The sequence below is a fragment of the Pseudonocardia wallangbongensis genome (assembly GCF_054486945.1).
Genome location: NZ_JBRERS010000007.1, coordinates 228,907 through 245,259 on the forward strand (window position 1 = coordinate 228,907; position 16,353 = coordinate 245,259).

Below are 16,353 nucleotides of genomic sequence, written 5' to 3' on the forward strand. Positions count from 1 at the left end.
ACTTTCCTGACGTTGTCCCTGTCGACGGGCACGATGGTGCCCGAACCGTCCACGTGCAGGAGGAACCGAAGGGATGGATTCCTTCAACCCCACCACCAAGACGCAGCAGGCCATCTCGGCAGCGGCGCAGGCGGCGGCCCTCGCCGGCAACCCGGACGTCGGGCCCACGCACCTGCTCGGCGCGCTGCTGGCCCAGGCCGACGGCATCGCCGCGCCGCTGCTCGCCGCTGTGGGCGCCGACGCCGCGGCGGTGCGCAGTGAGGCCACCCAGCTCGGCAACCGGCTGCCGTCGGCGTCCGGCTCCACGGTGAGCGCTCCGCAGCTGTCGCGCGAGGCTCTCGCCGCCATCAACGCCGCCCAGCAGCTCGCCACGGAGATGGGCGACGAGTACGTCTCCACCGAGCACCTGCTCGTCGGGCTGGCGTCCGCCCCGGGCCAGGTGGCCGACCTGCTTCGCCGCCACGGCGCCACCCCCGACGCGCTGCGCGAGGCCTTCGCGAGGGTCCGCGGGTCGAGCCGGGTCACGAGCCCCGACCCGGAGGGCACCTACCAGGCGCTGGAGAAGTACGGCGTCGACCTCACCGAGCGGGCCCGGGGCGGCGAGCTGGATCCGGTGATCGGGCGCGACACGGAGATCCGCCGGGTCGTGCAGGTGCTCTCGCGGCGCACCAAGAACAACCCGGTGCTGATCGGCGAGCCGGGCGTCGGCAAGACCGCCATCGTCGAGGGCCTCGCCCAGCGGATCGTGGCCGGTGACGTCCCGGAGTCGCTGCGCGGCAAGCGGGTGGTGTCGCTCGACCTGGGCTCGATGGTCGCCGGCGCGAAGTACCGCGGCGAGTTCGAGGAGCGGCTGAAGGCCGTGCTCAAGGAGATCACCGACAGCGCGGGCCAGGTCATCACGTTCATCGACGAGCTGCACACGATCGTCGGTGCCGGGGCCACCGGTGAGGGCGCGATGGACGCCGGCAACATGATCAAGCCCATGCTCGCCCGCGGCGAGCTGCGGATGGTCGGCGCCACCACTCTCGACGAGTACCGCCAGCGCATCGAGAAGGACCCCGCGCTCGAGCGCCGGTTCCAGCAGGTGCTGGTCGGCGAGCCGTCGGTGGAGGACACCGTCGGCATCCTGCGCGGGCTCAAGGAGCGTTACGAGGTGCACCACGGCGTCCGGATCACCGATGCCGCGCTCGTGGCCGCCGCCACGCTGTCCGACCGCTACATTACTGCGAGGTTCCTCCCGGACAAGGCGATCGACCTCGTCGACGAGGCCGCGTCCCGGCTCCGCATGGAGATCGACTCGCGTCCCGTCGAGATCGACACCGTCGAGCGCGCCGTGCGCCGGCTGGAGATCGAGGAGATGGCGCTGGAGAAGGAGGACGACCCCGCCTCCCGCGACCGCCTCGCCACGCTGCGCGGCGAGCTCGCCGAGCGGCGCGAGGAGCTGTCGGCCCTCACCGCGCGGTGGCAGAACGAGAAGGGCGCGATCGAGAGCGTCCGCGAGCTGAAGGAGCAGCTGGAGGGGCTGCGCGGGGAGTCGGAGCGCGCCGAGCGCGACGGCGACCTGGGCAGGGCCGCCGAGCTGCGCTACGGCCGCATCCCGCTGCTGGAGAAGCAGCTCGCCGAGGCCACCGCCGTCACCGCGCCGGAGGCCGACCTGATGCTGAAGGAGGAGGTCGGCCCGGACGACGTCGCCGACGTCGTGTCCGCATGGACCGGCATCCCGGCGGGGCGCCTGCTCGAAGGCGAGACGGCAAAGCTGCTGCGCATGGAGGAGGAGCTGGGCGAGCGGGTCGTCGGCCAGGCCGAGGCCGTGCGTGCCGTGTCCGACGCCGTGCGCAGGGCCCGCGCCGGCATCGCCGACGAGAACCGGCCCACCGGCTCGTTCCTGTTCCTCGGCCCCACCGGCGTCGGCAAGACCGAGCTGGCCAAGGCCCTCGCCGAGTTCCTGTTCGACGACGAGCGGGCGATGGTCCGCATCGACATGAGCGAGTACTCCGAGAAGCACTCGGTGGCCCGGCTCGTCGGCGCCCCGCCCGGGTACGTCGGCTACGACCAGGGCGGGCAGCTCACCGAGTCGGTGCGGCGCCGCCCGTACACGGTGGTGCTGTTCGACGAGGTCGAGAAGGCCCACCCGGACGTCTTCGACACGCTGCTGCAGGTCCTCGACGACGGCCGGCTCACCGACGGGCAGGGCCGCACGGTCGACTTCCGCAACACGATCCTCGTGCTCACCTCGAACCTGGGCTCGCAGGCGATCGCCGACCCGGCGCTCGACGACCGCGGGCGCAAGGACGCGGTGCTGACGATCGTGCGGCAGCACTTCAAGCCGGAGTTCCTCAACCGGCTCGACGACGTCGTGGTGTTCCACGCGCTGTCCACCGAGGAGCTCACGTCGATCGTCGACATCCAGCTCGACGTGCTGCGCCGCAGGCTCGGCCGGCGGCGGCTCACGCTCGAGGTCACCGACGCCGGGCGCGAGTGGCTCGCCATGAACGGGTTCGACCCGGTCTACGGCGCGCGTCCGCTGCGCCGCCTCGTGCAGTCCGCCATCGGCGACCAGCTCGCCAGGGAGCTGCTGGCCGGCGAGATCCGCGAGGGTGACACGGTGCGGGTCGACCTCGACCCGGTGGCCGAGGGCGGCACCGGTGCGTTGATCGTCGGGAGGGGGCTTCCGGCCGGCATGCGCTAGCGAATCGGCCGGACCGGGTGCGCGACGGAAGATCCACCAAGGATCGCCGGAGGTCCGTGGCGTTCCCCCTCGTGCGGGCCTGGCGCCGCTACGCTGCTCCACCGTGGGACTCTCGTCGACGGTGTGGTTCGTCATCGCCGTGATCGCGCTGTTGATCGGTGCCGCCTTCCTGCTGGCCGACAGCCGTCGCGGCTCCGGGGCGAAGGACCGGAAGCGATGGGCCGCGATGCGCGGCTGGGAGTTCCTCGACACCGATCCGGTGCTCCCCAGCCGCTGGCGCTACGGCACCATCCACCAGGGCGGCCCGGGTGTGGCACGCAACCTGATCAGCGGTGACGTGCCCACCCCGGACGGGCCGCGGATGGCGTACGTGTTCGACCACGAGCAGGCGGGGCGCCTGACCTCCATCCTGGTGGCGGTGCAGCTCCAGGAGCCGCTGCCGGCGGCCGTGGAGCTGCGCCTCCCGTCGGCGCCGCTGCCCGACGACGCCGGGCTCGACCTGCTCCAACCGGTCGGTGAGCGGTATGCGTTCGTCTCGGACGCCGCGGTGGTGCGCCCGCTGCTCACGCCCCGGCTCGCCACCGCGGCCGACTCGCTCGGCGACGACGTCGAGCTGCTCTGGGGCGAGGAGTCCTGGGTGCTGGCCACGGCGCCGCTGGCCTCGAGCGCCGACCGCGTGCAGGACCTGCTCGCCGACCTCGCCGAGTTCGCCACGGCGCTCGAGCAGGGGCTGGGGGTCCGCCTGCGCAAGGAGTCGTGAGACCCGCAAGTAGGGTCGTCACGTGCCCACTGCGTTGATCACGGGGGCGACGGCGGGGATCGGTGCCGCCTTCGCCGCGCGGCTCGCCCGGGACGGTCGGGACCTCGTGCTCGTCGCCCGCGACGGCGACCGGCTCGGGGCGGCCGCCGCCCGCTACCGCGAGCTCGGGGTGTTCGCGCAGGTGTTGGTGGCCGACCTCACCACGGCCGAGGGCCGGGACCGCGTGGGCGACCGGTTGACCGATTCGGATGCGCCGGTCGACCTGCTCGTCAACAACGCGGGCGCCACGCTGCGGCAGCCCTTCCTCGAGGCCGGTCCGGTCGCACTGCAGGCCCAGCACGACCTCAACGTCACCGCGGTGCTGCAGCTGACGAGGGCCGTCCTGCCGGGAATGGTCCAGCGGGGGCGCGGAGCCGTGGTGAACGTGGCGAGCATGCTCGGCTTCGTCACCGGCAGCCGTTCGACGTACACGGCCGAGAAGGCGTGGGTCACCGTCTTCACCGAGGGCATGGCGGCGAACCTCGCCGGCACCGGCGTGCGGGCGCTCGTGCTGTGCCCCGGTTTCGTGCGCACCGAGTTCCACGAGCGCGCCGGAATGGATGTCGGCGCGCGCCGTGGGCTGATGTGGTTGGACGCGGAGCGCGTCGTGGAGGAGTGCCTCGCCGACCTGGCGAGGGGGAAGGTGGTGTCCGTGCCGAGCCCGCAGTACAAGGCGATGGCCGCGTTGATGGATCTGTTGCCCCGCCCCGTGCTGCGGCGGCTCGTCGCTGCCGCCGAACGGCGTGGGCGATGAACCCGGACACCGAGCGCGAGGAGCTCGCAACGCTGGTGCGTGAGCTGGGCGTCGTGCACGAGCGGGTCACGCTGTCCTCCGGCGTGGAGGCCGACTACTACGTCGACCTGCGCCGGGTCACGCTCGAGCACCGGGCCGCGCCGCTCGTCGGCCGGCTGCTGCGGGTGCTCACCGCCGACTGGGAGTACTCCGCCGTCGGCGGTCTCACCCTGGGCGCCGACCCGGTGGCCGACGCCGTGCTGCACGCCGCCGCCGCGGAGCGGGCCGTCGAGCCCGGCACGTCACCGGTCGACGCCTTCGTCGTGCGCAAGTCCGCGAAGGAGCACGGGATGCAGCGGCTGATCGAGGGACCGGACGTCGCCGGTCGCCGGGTGCTCGTCGTGGAGGACACGTCGACGACCGGCGCGTCGGTGCTCACCGCCGTCCGCGCGGTGCGGGATGCCGGGGCCGAGGTCGCCGGCGTCGTGACCGTGGTGGATCGCGACACCGGCGCCCGCGAGGCGATCGAGGCCGAGGGCGTGCGCTACCGCGCGCTGCTCGGCCTGGCCGACATCGGCCTGGCCTAGAACTGCCGCATCACTCGATCGTGATCCGAACCGCGTCGAAGGCCGGGGTCTGGTTCGCCCGCTGCATCATCGGGATGCGGTGCGACCCGTCACCGGCCCACACGGCGCACTGGGCGGTGCCGGCCTCCGGCATGCCGCCCTCCACCGTGATGTTGACGGTGTCCGCGCCGGCGCCGCCCCCGTTGTCCTGCGTGGCGAGGAAGAACTCCGGCTCCGGCGCCGCGTCGGGCGCCTCGCTCGTGCTCTCGAGCATGCGGCAGGCCGTGTGGAAGTGGCCGCGCTGGATGCCGTCCCCGTTGAGGAACGAGCTCTCCAGGTAGTAGCCACCTGCCGCGGCACCCAGGAAGCGGTCGCGCACGAGGTTGCGGGTGCTCACCGACATCGTGAAGTCCTCGCCGGCACGCGCGGTCTGGGGGGACTCGGTGATGAGCAGCGACGGGCTCTTGTCCTCCGAGGCGACCTCGCCGAACGCGGTGTCGACGCAGCGCGGCGCCTCCTCGAACCCGTCGTGCGGTTCCAGGTTGCTGTTCGAGCAGTCCCGGCCGAGGACGTCGAGGCCGTTGTTGTCCTCGTTCCCGTTCCCGTTCCCGTTCCCGTTCCCGTTGCCGTTCCCGTTCCCGTTGTTGTTGCCCTGGCCGTTCCCGTTGTTGCCCTGGCCGTTGTTGTTGCCCTGGCCGTTGCCCTGGCCGTTCTGGCCTTGGCCGTTCTTGCCGTCCTGCTCGTTCTGGTTGTTCCGGCCGTCGTTCGCGCCCTGCTGGGCGGCGTCGTCGCCCTGCTGGGCGGCGTCGTCCCCGGCGGCCGCGTCCTCGCCACCGGCGTCGGCGTTCTGCTCGTCGCCCTGGCCGGCGTTCTGCTCGTCGCCCTGGTCGGCGTTCTGGTCGGCGTTCTGGTCGCCGCCGTCCGCGTCCGGTTCGGCGGCGCCGGCGTAGCCGACCTCGACGACTCCGCCGTGGCCGGAGTGGCCGTCGTCGGCGTAGGCGGCGCTGCACGCCGTGGGTAGGAGCGTCACCACGAGGGCGGCGGCGCATAGGGTGATCTTGCGTAGGGTTGCGGGATGCCTGGCTGTGCTGGTCGGGGACACGGGTCCTCCGTTCGGGGTCGGGGACTTGCACACCGGCGGGCGGGCCGCCGGTGCAGCGGCGGGATGAGCGGGGAGCTATCGCCGCATCGAGTGCCGTGCTCGTCGGGAGCGCGGCATCCGGTGGGAACCGGACGTGGAGACGGCTCGGTGGGAGCCCGAGTCGGTGACGGCGCGGTCGTCGCCGAAGTCCAGGTCGTCGTCTGGGGACAGGCGGTACGCGCCGCTGTCCGTGACCGTGGCCAGGGGGACGTCGCTACCGATCACGGGGATCGGTCCGGTGTCCTCGATGCCCACGGCGCGCGGCGCCGGGATCGCGGCCACGGCGGCGAGCTCGGGAAGGCGCGCTGCGGACGGGGCCATCGGAGCCTGGGGCACGGTGATGCGTTCGCGGCGGCTGGGCGCCGCGCGGTTGCGCAGGCCCCAGACGAGGGCGACCGCGGCGAGCAGCGCGGCGATGAAGACGAGGAACGGCACGAGCAGGTCGCTCATCTGGGTGCCGCCGCCGAACAGGCCGGGGCCGTGGTGGGGCAGCGCGCCGTAGTCGACGAGGCCGGTGGACTCCAGGTACTCGCAATGCCGGGTGACGAACTGGGTGCCGGTGACGGCGAACTGGCGCACCAGGTCGTTCTGGGTGGAGGCGCGTACCTCCGAGAGCACCGGGAGGACCTGGGCGTGGGCCTCGCGCACCCGCTGGATGTACGTGCGGTCGTAGTCCGACCCGGTCTTCGACGAGATCTCGGCCATCCAGCCCAGCTGCTGGGAGCTGGGCCCGTTCGGCAGCGGGACACCGAGCTGACTGGCGATCTTGCGCGTCTCCTCGTCGAGCTGGGCGTGCTCGGCGGCGAGCTTGCGGCCGACCTCACGCACGTCGGCGCCGACGGCCATCTGCTCGGCCTGCTGCGAGGTTGGTCCTTCCCAGAGGTTGGCCATCCGGACCTTGGTGATCAGATCGCGGTCGGCGGGCCCGAGCGGGCCCCACTGGGTCTGTTGCCAGCCGATCATGCCGGGGGCTCCGGTGGCCCAGGACTGGTAGACCGAGGCCGATACGGCGACGAGCACGGCGACGATCACGGCGCCGCGGAGCAATCGGGGGATCCGGCGGAGCATTGGTGCCTTCCTCTGGGGGAGCGAGGGGGAGCGGGGGGAGCGACCGCTCAAGCGAGGTCGAACTGTTCGGTGTGGATCCGGTCCAAGGGGGCGCCGAGGACGTCGAGGGCGCCCAGGGCATCGGTGACGAGGGCGGGCGGGCCGCAGATGAAGTAGTCCACGTCCGTGGTGTGGTGGGCGCCGCCGAGCACGGCGGAGAGCAGTTCGACGCCGATGTCCCCGGTGTGTCCCGACCAGCCCTCGACCGGTCGGCGCAGCACCTCGGTGACCTCGAAGTCGATCAGCCGCCGCAGCTGGGCGAGCTCGGTGCGGAACAGCAGGTCCTGCGGGGCGCTCGCGACCACGACGAGGCGGTACGGGCGGGGGTCGCGCCGGTGGGCGGCGGTGCGCAGCATGCTCATCATCGGGGTGATGCCGACGCCGCCGGCGATCATGACGAAGCCTGCTGAGGTCTCGACGTCGTTGGTGAAGGCACCGTGCGGGCCGTCCACCCACACGGTGGCGCCGAGGGGGAGGCGGCGCAGTGCGCGGGTGAAGTCGCCGGTGTGGCGGATCGTGAACTCGGTGTTGTCGGAGTGGGCGCTGGACGCGATCGTGAACGGGTGCTCCTCGGCCATCACGGAGCGGTCGAGGCGGATCCAGGCGAACTGCCCGGGCTCGAACGCCCAGGCGGTCGCCGGTCGGCCGTCGCGGCTGCACGGCGCGAGCGCGAGCGTGCTCACGGTGGGGTTCTCGCGCCGGATGTCGCGGACGACGAACTCCGTCGACGGGTCGTACATCGGCCGCCACACCCAGCGGTGACCGAGCACCGCCACGAGCAGCAGGGCGAAGAGCACGAACAACGTGCCGATCACGACGTCGCGGATGAGCTGGTTGAGCAGCCAGACGTGCAGGGCCGCGGCGACGAGCGCGGTGGCCGCGAGCGTGACGTGCGACCACTTCCACAGCTCGTAGGACAGCTGGGCCCGGTTGCGCAGCACGGTCAGGACGGCCAGCGCGACGAGGGCGAGCGTGGCGACCGTGGCCGCCTTCGCCCGCCCCGGGGCGGTGCCGAGGTTGAGCAGGTTGATGCTCGCCGGCTTGGCGGCCACCACGCAGGCGAGGTGGGCGAAGACCAGCGCCGAGGTGACGACGCCGAAGAAACGGTGCAGGTCGATCACCGACTCGATGCCGAACGCGCGGTTGAGCGAGCGCAGCCGGGACGGCAGCACGGCGGCGCAGACGAGCGCCGACAGCGCCAGCAGCCCGGTGATGGCGGAGAGTCGGTGCCAGAGGCCACCGGAGGTCGGCAGCCCGAGGTAGGCGTCCGACGTCAGCGCGAGGTAGGCGAACGTCGGGGCACATATGATCACCCCGAGTCCGCCCAACCAGGTTGCGCGCAGTAGCCGTTGATCCATGGCCGGTGACCGTATGAGGTGCCGTCCCATTGTGGTTGCGAAGCTGAGAGGGCAGTGGGTCGGAAGCGTTCACCGGCGCGACGAATGGTGGTGGATTGCGCCGTACGCCGTAATCATTGGACCGAACGCGGCGTAACGCCTTCAGGCGGCGGTCGTTGTTCTTTGCGGTTCGGACGCATCCTGCCGCTTGCCGACGGCGACGTACCGCAAGTGGACGTCACCGTGCGCGAGCGGGTCGGGCGACGCGACGGACGGGTCGCCGACCGGGCGAGCCGTGATCGGCCTGAGACGAATCGCCGCCGCGACCGTTCGGCGCGTTCCCAGGCCGGAAGCATGACGCGGACCCGGAAATCACGGCCGGGTCACGACCAGGGGTGCATGGCTCGCCGATCCGGTCGATCATCCCCGTTCCTGGTCGCGGTGTCGGCCGCTGCCGTTCTCGCTGCTGGCGACGCCTCCGACCGAGACCACGTCAGCAATTCCGCGGACCGCACCGACTGATCAAGATGGTGTCGGTGCTGTTATCATTCTGCGTACACTGTACTGAGAATGGGGACGAATGACGATCCTGGTAACGGGCGCCACGGGGAACATCGGCCGGAAGGTCGTCGACCACCTGCTCGCCCGCGGAGCCGGTGCGGTCCGGGCGCTCACCACGAACCCGGCCAAGGCCGCGCTGCCGGACGGTGTGGAGGTCGCCGTCGGCTACCTGCGCAGGCCCGCGACCCTGCCCGCGGCGTTCGACGGGGTCGAGGTGATGTACCTCGCGCCGACCCCCGAGACGGTCGAGGAGGTGCTCCGGTCGGCCCGGTCGGCCGGGGTGAAGCGCATCGTCGACCTGTCCGGCGAGCACGAGAGCTGGTGGGGCGGCGTCGCGACCGCGGTGGAGGTGAGCGGCCTGGCGTGGACGCACCTTTCGCCAGGGGACTTCATGGAGAACACCCTGAGCTGGGCCCCGCAGATCATCGCGGGCGACGCCGTCCGCGAGCCGTACCCGGAGGGCCGCAGCACCCCGATCGCGATGGACGACATCGCGCGGGTCGCCGCCACGGTCCTGACGTCCGACGGCTACGCGGGCCGGTCGCTGTCGCTGACCGGACCCGAGGTCCTCACCCGCGTCGACCTCGCCGACCGGATCGGGGCCGCGCGCGGCAGGCCGGTGCGGTTCGAGACCGTGACCCGGGAGGTCGCCGTGGCGGAGCTGGAGCCGACCATGGGCGACACCGCGGCGTGGTACGTCGACACGATCCTGAAGGGCGCCGTGGACTGGCCGGCCGAGGTGCAGCCCACGGTGCAGCGGGTCTGCGGCGCGCCTGCCACCACCTTCGCGCAGTGGGCGCGGGCGAACGCCGCCGCCTTCCTCCCCTGAGGGGGACCGTCGGCCGCGGCCGGGCATCATCGCGGCGTGGGTGAGCAGGGCGACGCCGTGGGGCCGAGCGAGTGGGCGGTTCCTGGCCAGGTGGGTGTGGGGCCGTGGCCGGGTGGACGGCCGGCGTGGCCGCGCGACGAACGGTTCGACCCGGACCTGCTCGAGCACGGCGACGCACGCAACGTGGTGGACGCCTACCGGTACTGGCGACGCGACTCGGTGGCGGCCGACCTCGCGCGCCGCGCCCACCCGTTCCACGTGGCGATCGAGAACTTCGGCCACGACCACAACATCGGCACGGTGGTGCGCACGGCGAACGCGTTCGCCGCGGCGGGCGTGCACATCGTCGGGCGGAAGCGGTGGAACCGGCGCGGCGCGATGGTGACCGACCGCTACCTGCGGGTGCACCACCACGACGACGTGGTGGCCCTCGTGGGGTTCGCCGCCGCCCACGGCCTCGCCGTGGTGGCCGTGGACAACACCCCCGGGGCGGAGCGGATCGAGACCGCGCGGCTGCCCCGCGACTGCCTGCTGCTCTTCGGCCAGGAGGGCCCCGGCGTGACCGGCGAGGCCCGTGCCGCCGCCGCGCTGACCGTGTCGATCGCCCAGTTCGGGTCGACCCGCTCGATCAACGCCGGCGTGGCCGCGGGTATCGCCATGCACACCTGGATCCGTCAGCACGCCGACCTGGACGCCGCCTGGTGACGCGGCGCCCGGCGATCAGACCGGCGCCAGCTCGTCGGCCGGCACCACCAGCAGCGCGCGGACCGGCGGATCGCCCGCTGCGCGGTAGAGGTCGTTGGCGGCGAACAGCCAGTCGGCCGACTCGGGGAACGTCAGCAGGTGGACGTCGCCGCTGCGCAGCCGGACGCGCTCGCTCGCGGCGAGCCCGCGGCCGAGGCGGACCAGCTCGCCCAGGTCGTTGAGCACCCTGGCGGCGACGGCCGGAGCCGTGGCGAAGAGGATCAGCTCGGGGTGGTCGAAGCCGGACAGGCCGACCGTGTAGACGTACGGCGGGCCGTCCTCGTCGCCGGGCATCGGCTGCAGCGCCCAGCCGTGGCGACGGATCGTGTCGCGCTGCCAGGCGTCGTACTGGTCGGCCCGGTGGGCGGATGCGATGGGCTCCATGTCTCGAACATACATTCGAACGCCGACGAAATCCATGAGGCTCGCCCGCGAGGGGGTTTGTAGGCTCCGGCGGTGCCGACCGTCCGCCAGACGCTCCTGTTCGACGCCGACGACACCCTCTGGGAGAACAACGTCCTCTTCGAGCGGGTGGTCGACGCGTACCTCGACTGGCTCGCCCACCCCACGCTGGACCGCGCCGCAACCCGCGCCGTGCTGGACGAGGTGGAGCGCGCCAACGTCGTCGTGCACGGCTACGGCAGCGCGAGCTTCCTGCGCAGCCTGCGCGACTGCTTCGAGCGGCTGAGCGAGCGCCCGGCCACCCCCGCCGAGGCGCGCGAGATCGAGGAGCTGGCGGCGGCGCTCGTGCTCGACGACGTGGAGCTGGTGCCCGGGGTCGCGGAGACCCTCGCCGAGCTCGGTGGCCGGCACGACCTGCTGCTGCTCACGAAGGGCCAGCCGGCCGAGCAGCAGCGCAAGATCGACGCCTCGAACCTCGCGCACCACTTCGCGAGCATCCACATCGTCGCGGAGAAGCACACCGGCACCTACCGGTCGCTCGTCGCCGAGCGCGGCCTCGCGCCTGCGGCGACCTGGATGATCGGCAACTCGCCGCGCTCGGACATCCTCCCGGCGCGAGCGGCGGGCCTGAACGCCGTGTTCATCCCGAACCCGCACACGTGGGTGCTGGAGGAGGACGAGCTCGACCCCGCCGACCACGGGGTGCTGCACCTGAAGCACTTCCGCGAGCTGACGGAGCACTTCTGATGCCGGTCGACCCGAGGGTGGACCCGGCTGTGTCGGTCGTCTTCATCTGTCACGACCGACACGGCCGCGTGCTGCTCGCCCGGCGCGGCCGCGGTGCCCGGGACGAGCCCGGTACCTGGGACACCGGCGCCGGAGCCCTCGAACACGGCGAGTCGTTCGCCGACGCCGTGCGGCGGGAGGTGCGCGAGGAGTACACGGCCGACGCGCTGGACGTCGAGACGATCGGCGTCCGCAACGTCCTCCGGGGCGGCTCCCACTGGGTGGCCGTCGTCAACGCCGTGCGCGTGGACCCGGCCGCCGTGGCGATCGGGGAGCCGCACAAGTTCGACGAGCTGGGCTGGTTCCCACTCGACGCGCTGCCGGCGCCGCTGCACTCCCAGCTGCCGGCGACCGTCGACCTGTTCCGCGAGTGGGTGCGCGGCACGTAGTTGCGCGCCCCACCGGCAGTCGGCGGCCTAGTACTGCACGGTAGATCGTGATCATGTAGCTGGTCGGCGGCGGTAGTGGCTGGTTCGGGCGCTGTGTTGGTGTCGGGTCGTCGGCCCAGCTGCGCGGCAGGTAGAGCTCCTGGTCGATCAACGCGTACCAGCTCATGCCCGTCGATGCGCCGGCATGATCCGAAGTTTCGGGTGTCCATGGCTGTCTCCACGACCATGAACGCCCGATACCTCGGATCTTGGCGGGGAAGATCGCGAGTATCGGTTGCCCACAGCTGTCTCCGCAGCCATGGCCATCACGCTCACCTATGCACGCCAGGTCCGGGTTCCGCTGATCAAGCCCCATTTTCGGGTCGTTCCACGCAGGCCGTCTCGGAAAGGTGCAGGGATGAGGCTTACCGGCGGGATCGCACCCCGGACCAGGTCCAGGGGGGTGGAGCCTCACGCTACGAGCCGGGCACGGCGCGCCCACTGCCAACGAATCCCCGGTCAGGCCGAGACGATGATCGTTCTTGCGTTCCGAAACGCACCCCACTGCCCGAGCAGGCTCGAACCGGGTTGGACATCGCGCCGACAGCACCGGGCCGTCACCTCTGGCCCGACACCCGGAACGCGACCCCCGACGGCGCCCACCAACGCGACGCGAGGGCGTGGGTGGGTGTCTGGCGCCAACTCCCGAAGGCAGCCGGCGCGGACCCCACACCACCAGCAACTCTGCGCCGGGCACCATCACGAACTCCGGCCTCAGCAAGCTAGGACCGCGTCTTCGCGTACTCCCCGATTCGCTCCATCACGGCCGCGTCCACCTTGCTCGGATGTCCGGCGTCGAACGGCGGCTGCGGGTCGTACTCGATGAACACCTGGGCGGCCTTCGCCGCCACGTCGTCGACGAGCAGTTCGACGAGCCGGATGGCCATGTCGATCCCCGATGAGACGCCAGCTGCCGTGATGATCCGCCGGTCCAGGTGCTCCACCACCCGCTGCTGGACGGGCTCGGCGCCGAACTGGCGCAGGTACTCGTAGATGCTCCAGTGCGTCGTGGCCGTCAGGCCGTCGAGCAGGCCGGCGGCCCCGAGGGCGAGGGAGCCGCTGCAGACCGACGTCGTGTAACGGGTGCCGGGGTGCACGGCGCGCAACCAGTCGAGGTACGGGCCGCCGGCGAGCAGGTCGCGGGTGCCGACCCCGCCGGGCACGACCACGACGTCCGGGCTGGGCACCTCGGCGAGGTCGGCGTCGACCGTGAGGCCGAGGAAACCGTTGTCGGTGCGGATCTCCCCGCGCCGCTCGCCGGTGAACACGACGTCCAGCTCGGGGATGCGCTGCAGCACCTCGTAGGGCCCGATGGCGTCCAGCGCGGTGACGCGGGGGAACAGGGCGATGGCGACCTGCACGGTCGGCTCCTTTCTAACGCACCGCGAAGCGGCGGCGGTAGTGGTCGGGCGGGACGCCGAGGCGGCGCAGGAAGGCGCGGCGCATGGTCTCGGCGGAACCGAAACCGGCGCGGGTGGCGGCCACCGTGACGAGCACCGGTTCGGTCTCCAGCAGGCGGCGGGCGGCGTCGACGCGCACCCGCTCGATGTAGTCGCCGGGCGGGCAGCCCAGCGCGCGGGCGAACTCGCGGCTGAAGTGCCGCTCGCTCATCCCCACCCGCGAGGCCAGCACGGAGACGCGCAGGTCCGCGGTCGGGTCGCCGTGGATGAGGTCCTGGGCCTCCCGGACGCCGGGGCGACGCGCGGGTGGCGCCCAGACGGGGCCGGCGAACTGGCTCTGCCCGCCCGGCCTGCGCAGGAACACCACGAGGTGGCGGGCGATCTGCTGGGCGACCTCCGGCCCGTGATCGGCTTCCACCAGGGCGAGCGCGAGGTCGATGCCGGCGGTGACGCCCGCCGAGGTCCAGATCCGGCCCTGCCGCAGGTAGATCGCATCGGGCCGGACGTCGACGGCCGGGTGGGCGCGGGCGAGGCCGGCGGCGTAGTACCAGTGGGTGGTGGCGCACAGCCCGTCGAGCAGGCCGGCGGCGGCGAGGGCGAACGATCCGGTGCACACCGACACCACCCGCTCGGCTCGCTCGGCGGCGCGGCGCAGCCAGTCGACGAACGGGTCGGCGCTCGACATCTCCACGGCGGCGTCGCCTCCCGGCACGAGCAGGGTGCCGATCGGTCCCGACTCGGGCAGCGGGCCGTCGGCCACCAGCCGCATGCCGCTGTGCCCGCGGACGGGGCCCGGCCGCTCGGCCACAAGCGAGACGCGGTAGCCGCGACCCTCCCCGCTGCGCTCGAGCAACCGCGCGGTGCCGGCCAGCACCTCGTGCGGTCCTGCCACGTCGAGCGGCTGCACGCCCTCGTAGAGCGGGATCAGGACCTCGTGGGCGGGCACGAGATCAGCGTCGCCCGGTGCCGTTGTGGCGTCAACGACACGAGTCCCTCGCTTTCGGCCATCGGGCAGACTGGCCAGATGGCTGCCGCGGACGTCGACTGGAGGGAGCGGGCGGGCATCGCTGAGCGCGCTGTCGTCCGCCGGCACGTGCGCCGCGTCGGCGGTGTGCTGCCGGGCACCCGGATCGGCCGGGTCCGCTGGCCCCGCCGGGGCCCGGCGCCGCTCGTGCCGTGGCACTACTGGTGGCAGGCGCACCTGCTCGACTGCCTGATCGACGCGCAGCTGCGCGCCCCGGACCGGATGCGGGCCAGGACCATCGCGGCGTTCGCCCGCACCGTGCGGTTGCGCAACGGGTTGTCGTGGCTCAATCGCTACTACGACGACATCGCCTGGCTCGGCCTCGCCCTGCAGCGCGGGGGCACCCTGGTCGGGCGGGCCGGGCCGGCGGCGTTACCCAGGATCACGAGCCGGCTGCACGACGGCTGGACCGAGGGCGGTGGCGGCGGGATCTGGTGGCGCCGCGACGACGACTTCAAGGCGGCCCCGGCCAACTGTCCGGCCGCCATCCTGCTGGCGCGCGACGGGCAGTCCGCGTTCGCCGCGGCCATCACCGACTGGATCGCCGAGACGCTCGTGGATTCCGACTCGGGGCTGGTCCGCGACGGCGTGCGGGTCGCGCCCGACGGCACCGTGCGCGCCGTCGAGCCGTACGTGTACACCTACAACCAGGGCGTCTACCTGGGGGCCTTGGTGGAGCTCGCCGCCCGCGACGGTCACCAGCGCTGGACCGACCGCGCGCTCGCCCTCGTCGACGCGGTGCGGCAGCGGCTCGCCGGGCCGGACGGCGTGCTGCCGGGGTCGGGCGGGGGCGACGGCGGTCTGTTCGCTGGCATCACGGCCCGCTACCTCGCCGATGCCGCCCTGCGCGTCCCCGAGCTGGCCGACGCCACGCGCGAGCTGGTGTTCGCCAACGCCGAGGCCATCTGGAAGGGACGCGCCGAGATCGGCGGCGGGCCGGTCTTCTCGGCCGAGTGGCGCGACCCGGCGCCGGAGCCGCGGGCCGGAACGCCGGAGGCGGACCTGTCGGTGCAGCTGTCCGGCTGGATGCTGCTCGAGGCCGCGGCCCGGCTGCAGGAGGCCTGAGCTCCCCGAGCCGGGAAGGTCACGCCGCGTCGCGCAGGTCGTCCGTCCCGTCCTCGGGATGCTCCGCGGCCTCGTCGACCGGCTTCCGTACGTCCTGCAGGTAGCGGAAGAGGCCGTAGCCGCTGCCGACCACGAAGAAGCCGACGGCGAGGATCGTGGCCGCTTCCTTCAGCCACGGAAGGCTGCTCAGCAGGCCGGGGCCGTAGTAGCCGAGCATGATCAGTGTGGGCACCCACAGGAGCGCGCCGACGGCGTTGGCCACGATGTAGCGCCGGTTGTCCATCCGGGCCGCGCCGGCGATCATCGGCGCGAGCGTGCGGACCCACGGCAGCCAGCGGGCCACCACGATCGCCCAGAAGCCCCAGCGCTCGAAGAACGCGGCGGCCCGGTCGAGGTTGGCTCGGTTGAGGATGCGGCCCTCGCGGCGGGCGAGCATGCGGGTGCCCGCGTACCGCCCCACGAGGTAGCCCACCTGGTTGCCGCCGACGGCGACGGCCGCGGCGACGAACCCGAGGGTCCACGCACTGGTCTCGTGCGCACCGTGGGCGAGCACCACACCGGCGGCCAGCAGGAGGGAGTCGCCGGGCAGGAACATGCCGATGATGAACGAGCACTCGAAGAAGACGAATACGAGGACGACCGCCCACACCGTGATCGGCCCCGCCTGGTCGAGCGGCCCGGCGAGGGCGAGCTGCGCAGCGGCGACGTCGGTCACGGGACTCCAGGGTAGGCGCTCCCCAGA

At 72.7% G+C, this 16,353-nt stretch carries 16 protein-coding genes; 9 read left to right on the top strand and 7 right to left on the bottom strand.

The window, feature by feature from the left end; all coding sequences use genetic code 11:
- Positions 1 to 73 precede the first annotated feature (73 nt).
- From clpB to pyrE, 4 genes are all read left to right on the top strand, one after another.
- Positions 74 to 2,689, top strand: a complete 2,616-nt coding sequence (clpB, locus tag ACU436_RS25705) for an ATP-dependent chaperone ClpB (protein WP_459029495.1) — start codon at positions 74 to 76, stop codon at positions 2,687 to 2,689.
- Between the two features lie 103 nt (positions 2,690 to 2,792).
- Entirely contained in the window at positions 2,793 to 3,449 is a 657-nt protein-coding gene (locus ACU436_RS25710) for a type III secretion system chaperone family protein (protein WP_459029496.1), read from the top strand.
- 22 nt (positions 3,450 to 3,471) lie between these two features.
- Positions 3,472 to 4,242, top strand: coding sequence for an SDR family NAD(P)-dependent oxidoreductase (locus tag ACU436_RS25715; protein WP_459029497.1), 771 nt, complete (start codon positions 3,472 to 3,474; stop codon positions 4,240 to 4,242).
- On the top strand, positions 4,239 to 4,808 hold the full coding sequence (gene pyrE, locus ACU436_RS25720; protein WP_459029498.1) for an orotate phosphoribosyltransferase: 570 nt from the start codon (positions 4,239 to 4,241) through the stop codon (positions 4,806 to 4,808). The genes ACU436_RS25715 and pyrE overlap by 4 nt, the downstream gene beginning before the upstream one ends.
- A gap of 10 nt (positions 4,809 to 4,818) precedes the next feature.
- On the opposite strand, the gene ACU436_RS25725 is transcribed toward pyrE, so the two are convergent.
- The 3 genes from ACU436_RS25725 to ACU436_RS25735 form a co-directional block, all read right to left on the bottom strand.
- Positions 4,819 to 5,817: a hypothetical protein gene (locus tag ACU436_RS25725; RefSeq protein ID WP_459029499.1), complete on the bottom strand. Its 999-nt coding sequence runs from the start codon at positions 5,815 to 5,817 to the stop codon at positions 4,819 to 4,821.
- 147 nt (positions 5,818 to 5,964) lie between these two features.
- Positions 5,965 to 6,996, bottom strand: a complete 1,032-nt coding sequence (locus tag ACU436_RS25730) for a DUF4142 domain-containing protein (protein WP_459029500.1) — start codon at positions 6,994 to 6,996, stop codon at positions 5,965 to 5,967.
- A gap of 47 nt (positions 6,997 to 7,043) precedes the next feature.
- The gene (locus tag ACU436_RS25735) at positions 7,044 to 8,393 is read right to left on the bottom strand and encodes a ferredoxin reductase family protein (protein WP_459029501.1); all 1,350 of its coding nucleotides are present in this window, start codon (positions 8,391 to 8,393) and stop codon (positions 7,044 to 7,046) included.
- A 559-nt stretch (positions 8,394 to 8,952) separates the two neighbouring features.
- Here ACU436_RS25735 and ACU436_RS25740 point away from each other — a divergent pair.
- A complete protein-coding gene (locus tag ACU436_RS25740) occupies positions 8,953 to 9,762 on the top strand; it encodes an NAD(P)H-binding protein (protein WP_459029502.1) in 810 nt (269 codons plus the stop codon).
- Positions 9,763 to 9,798: 36 nt separating this feature from the next.
- Positions 9,799 to 10,467 (top strand): TrmH family RNA methyltransferase, encoded by a 669-nt coding sequence (locus ACU436_RS25745; protein ID WP_459029503.1) that lies wholly within the window; start codon positions 9,799 to 9,801, stop codon positions 10,465 to 10,467.
- Positions 10,468 to 10,482: 15 nt separating this feature from the next.
- Here ACU436_RS25745 and ACU436_RS25750 read toward each other — a convergent pair whose 3' ends face one another.
- Complete coding sequence (locus ACU436_RS25750) at positions 10,483 to 10,890, bottom strand: DUF4262 domain-containing protein (RefSeq protein WP_459029504.1); 408 nt, start codon at positions 10,888 to 10,890, stop codon at positions 10,483 to 10,485.
- A 72-nt stretch (positions 10,891 to 10,962) separates the two neighbouring features.
- On the opposite strand from ACU436_RS25750, the gene ACU436_RS25755 reads away from it, so the two are divergent.
- Positions 10,963 to 11,655: an HAD family hydrolase gene (locus tag ACU436_RS25755; RefSeq protein ID WP_459029505.1), complete on the top strand. Its 693-nt coding sequence runs from the start codon at positions 10,963 to 10,965 to the stop codon at positions 11,653 to 11,655.
- A complete protein-coding gene (locus ACU436_RS25760) occupies positions 11,655 to 12,083 on the top strand; it encodes an NUDIX domain-containing protein (RefSeq protein WP_459029506.1) in 429 nt (142 codons plus the stop codon). The genes ACU436_RS25755 and ACU436_RS25760 overlap by 1 nt, the downstream gene beginning before the upstream one ends.
- Positions 12,084 to 12,844: 761 nt before the next feature.
- On the opposite strand, the gene ACU436_RS25765 is transcribed toward ACU436_RS25760, so the two are convergent.
- On the bottom strand, positions 12,845 to 13,483 hold the full coding sequence (locus ACU436_RS25765) for a DJ-1/PfpI family protein (RefSeq protein ID WP_459029507.1): 639 nt from the start codon (positions 13,481 to 13,483) through the stop codon (positions 12,845 to 12,847).
- A 13-nt stretch (positions 13,484 to 13,496) separates the two neighbouring features.
- Positions 13,497 to 14,468, bottom strand: a complete 972-nt coding sequence (locus ACU436_RS25770; protein WP_459029508.1) for a GlxA family transcriptional regulator — start codon at positions 14,466 to 14,468, stop codon at positions 13,497 to 13,499.
- A gap of 78 nt (positions 14,469 to 14,546) precedes the next feature.
- On the opposite strand from ACU436_RS25770, the gene ACU436_RS25775 reads away from it, so the two are divergent.
- Positions 14,547 to 15,611 carry a glycoside hydrolase family 76 protein gene (locus tag ACU436_RS25775; protein ID WP_459029509.1) on the top strand — a complete coding sequence of 355 codons (1,065 nt, stop codon included), beginning with the start codon at positions 14,547 to 14,549 and terminating at the stop codon, positions 15,609 to 15,611.
- Between the two features lie 19 nt (positions 15,612 to 15,630).
- Here the strand turns inward: ACU436_RS25775 and ACU436_RS25780 are convergent, their stop codons facing one another.
- Positions 15,631 to 16,326 carry a DedA family protein gene (locus ACU436_RS25780; RefSeq protein WP_459029510.1) on the bottom strand — a complete coding sequence of 232 codons (696 nt, stop codon included), beginning with the start codon at positions 16,324 to 16,326 and terminating at the stop codon, positions 15,631 to 15,633.
- Positions 16,327 to 16,353 lie beyond the last annotated feature (27 nt).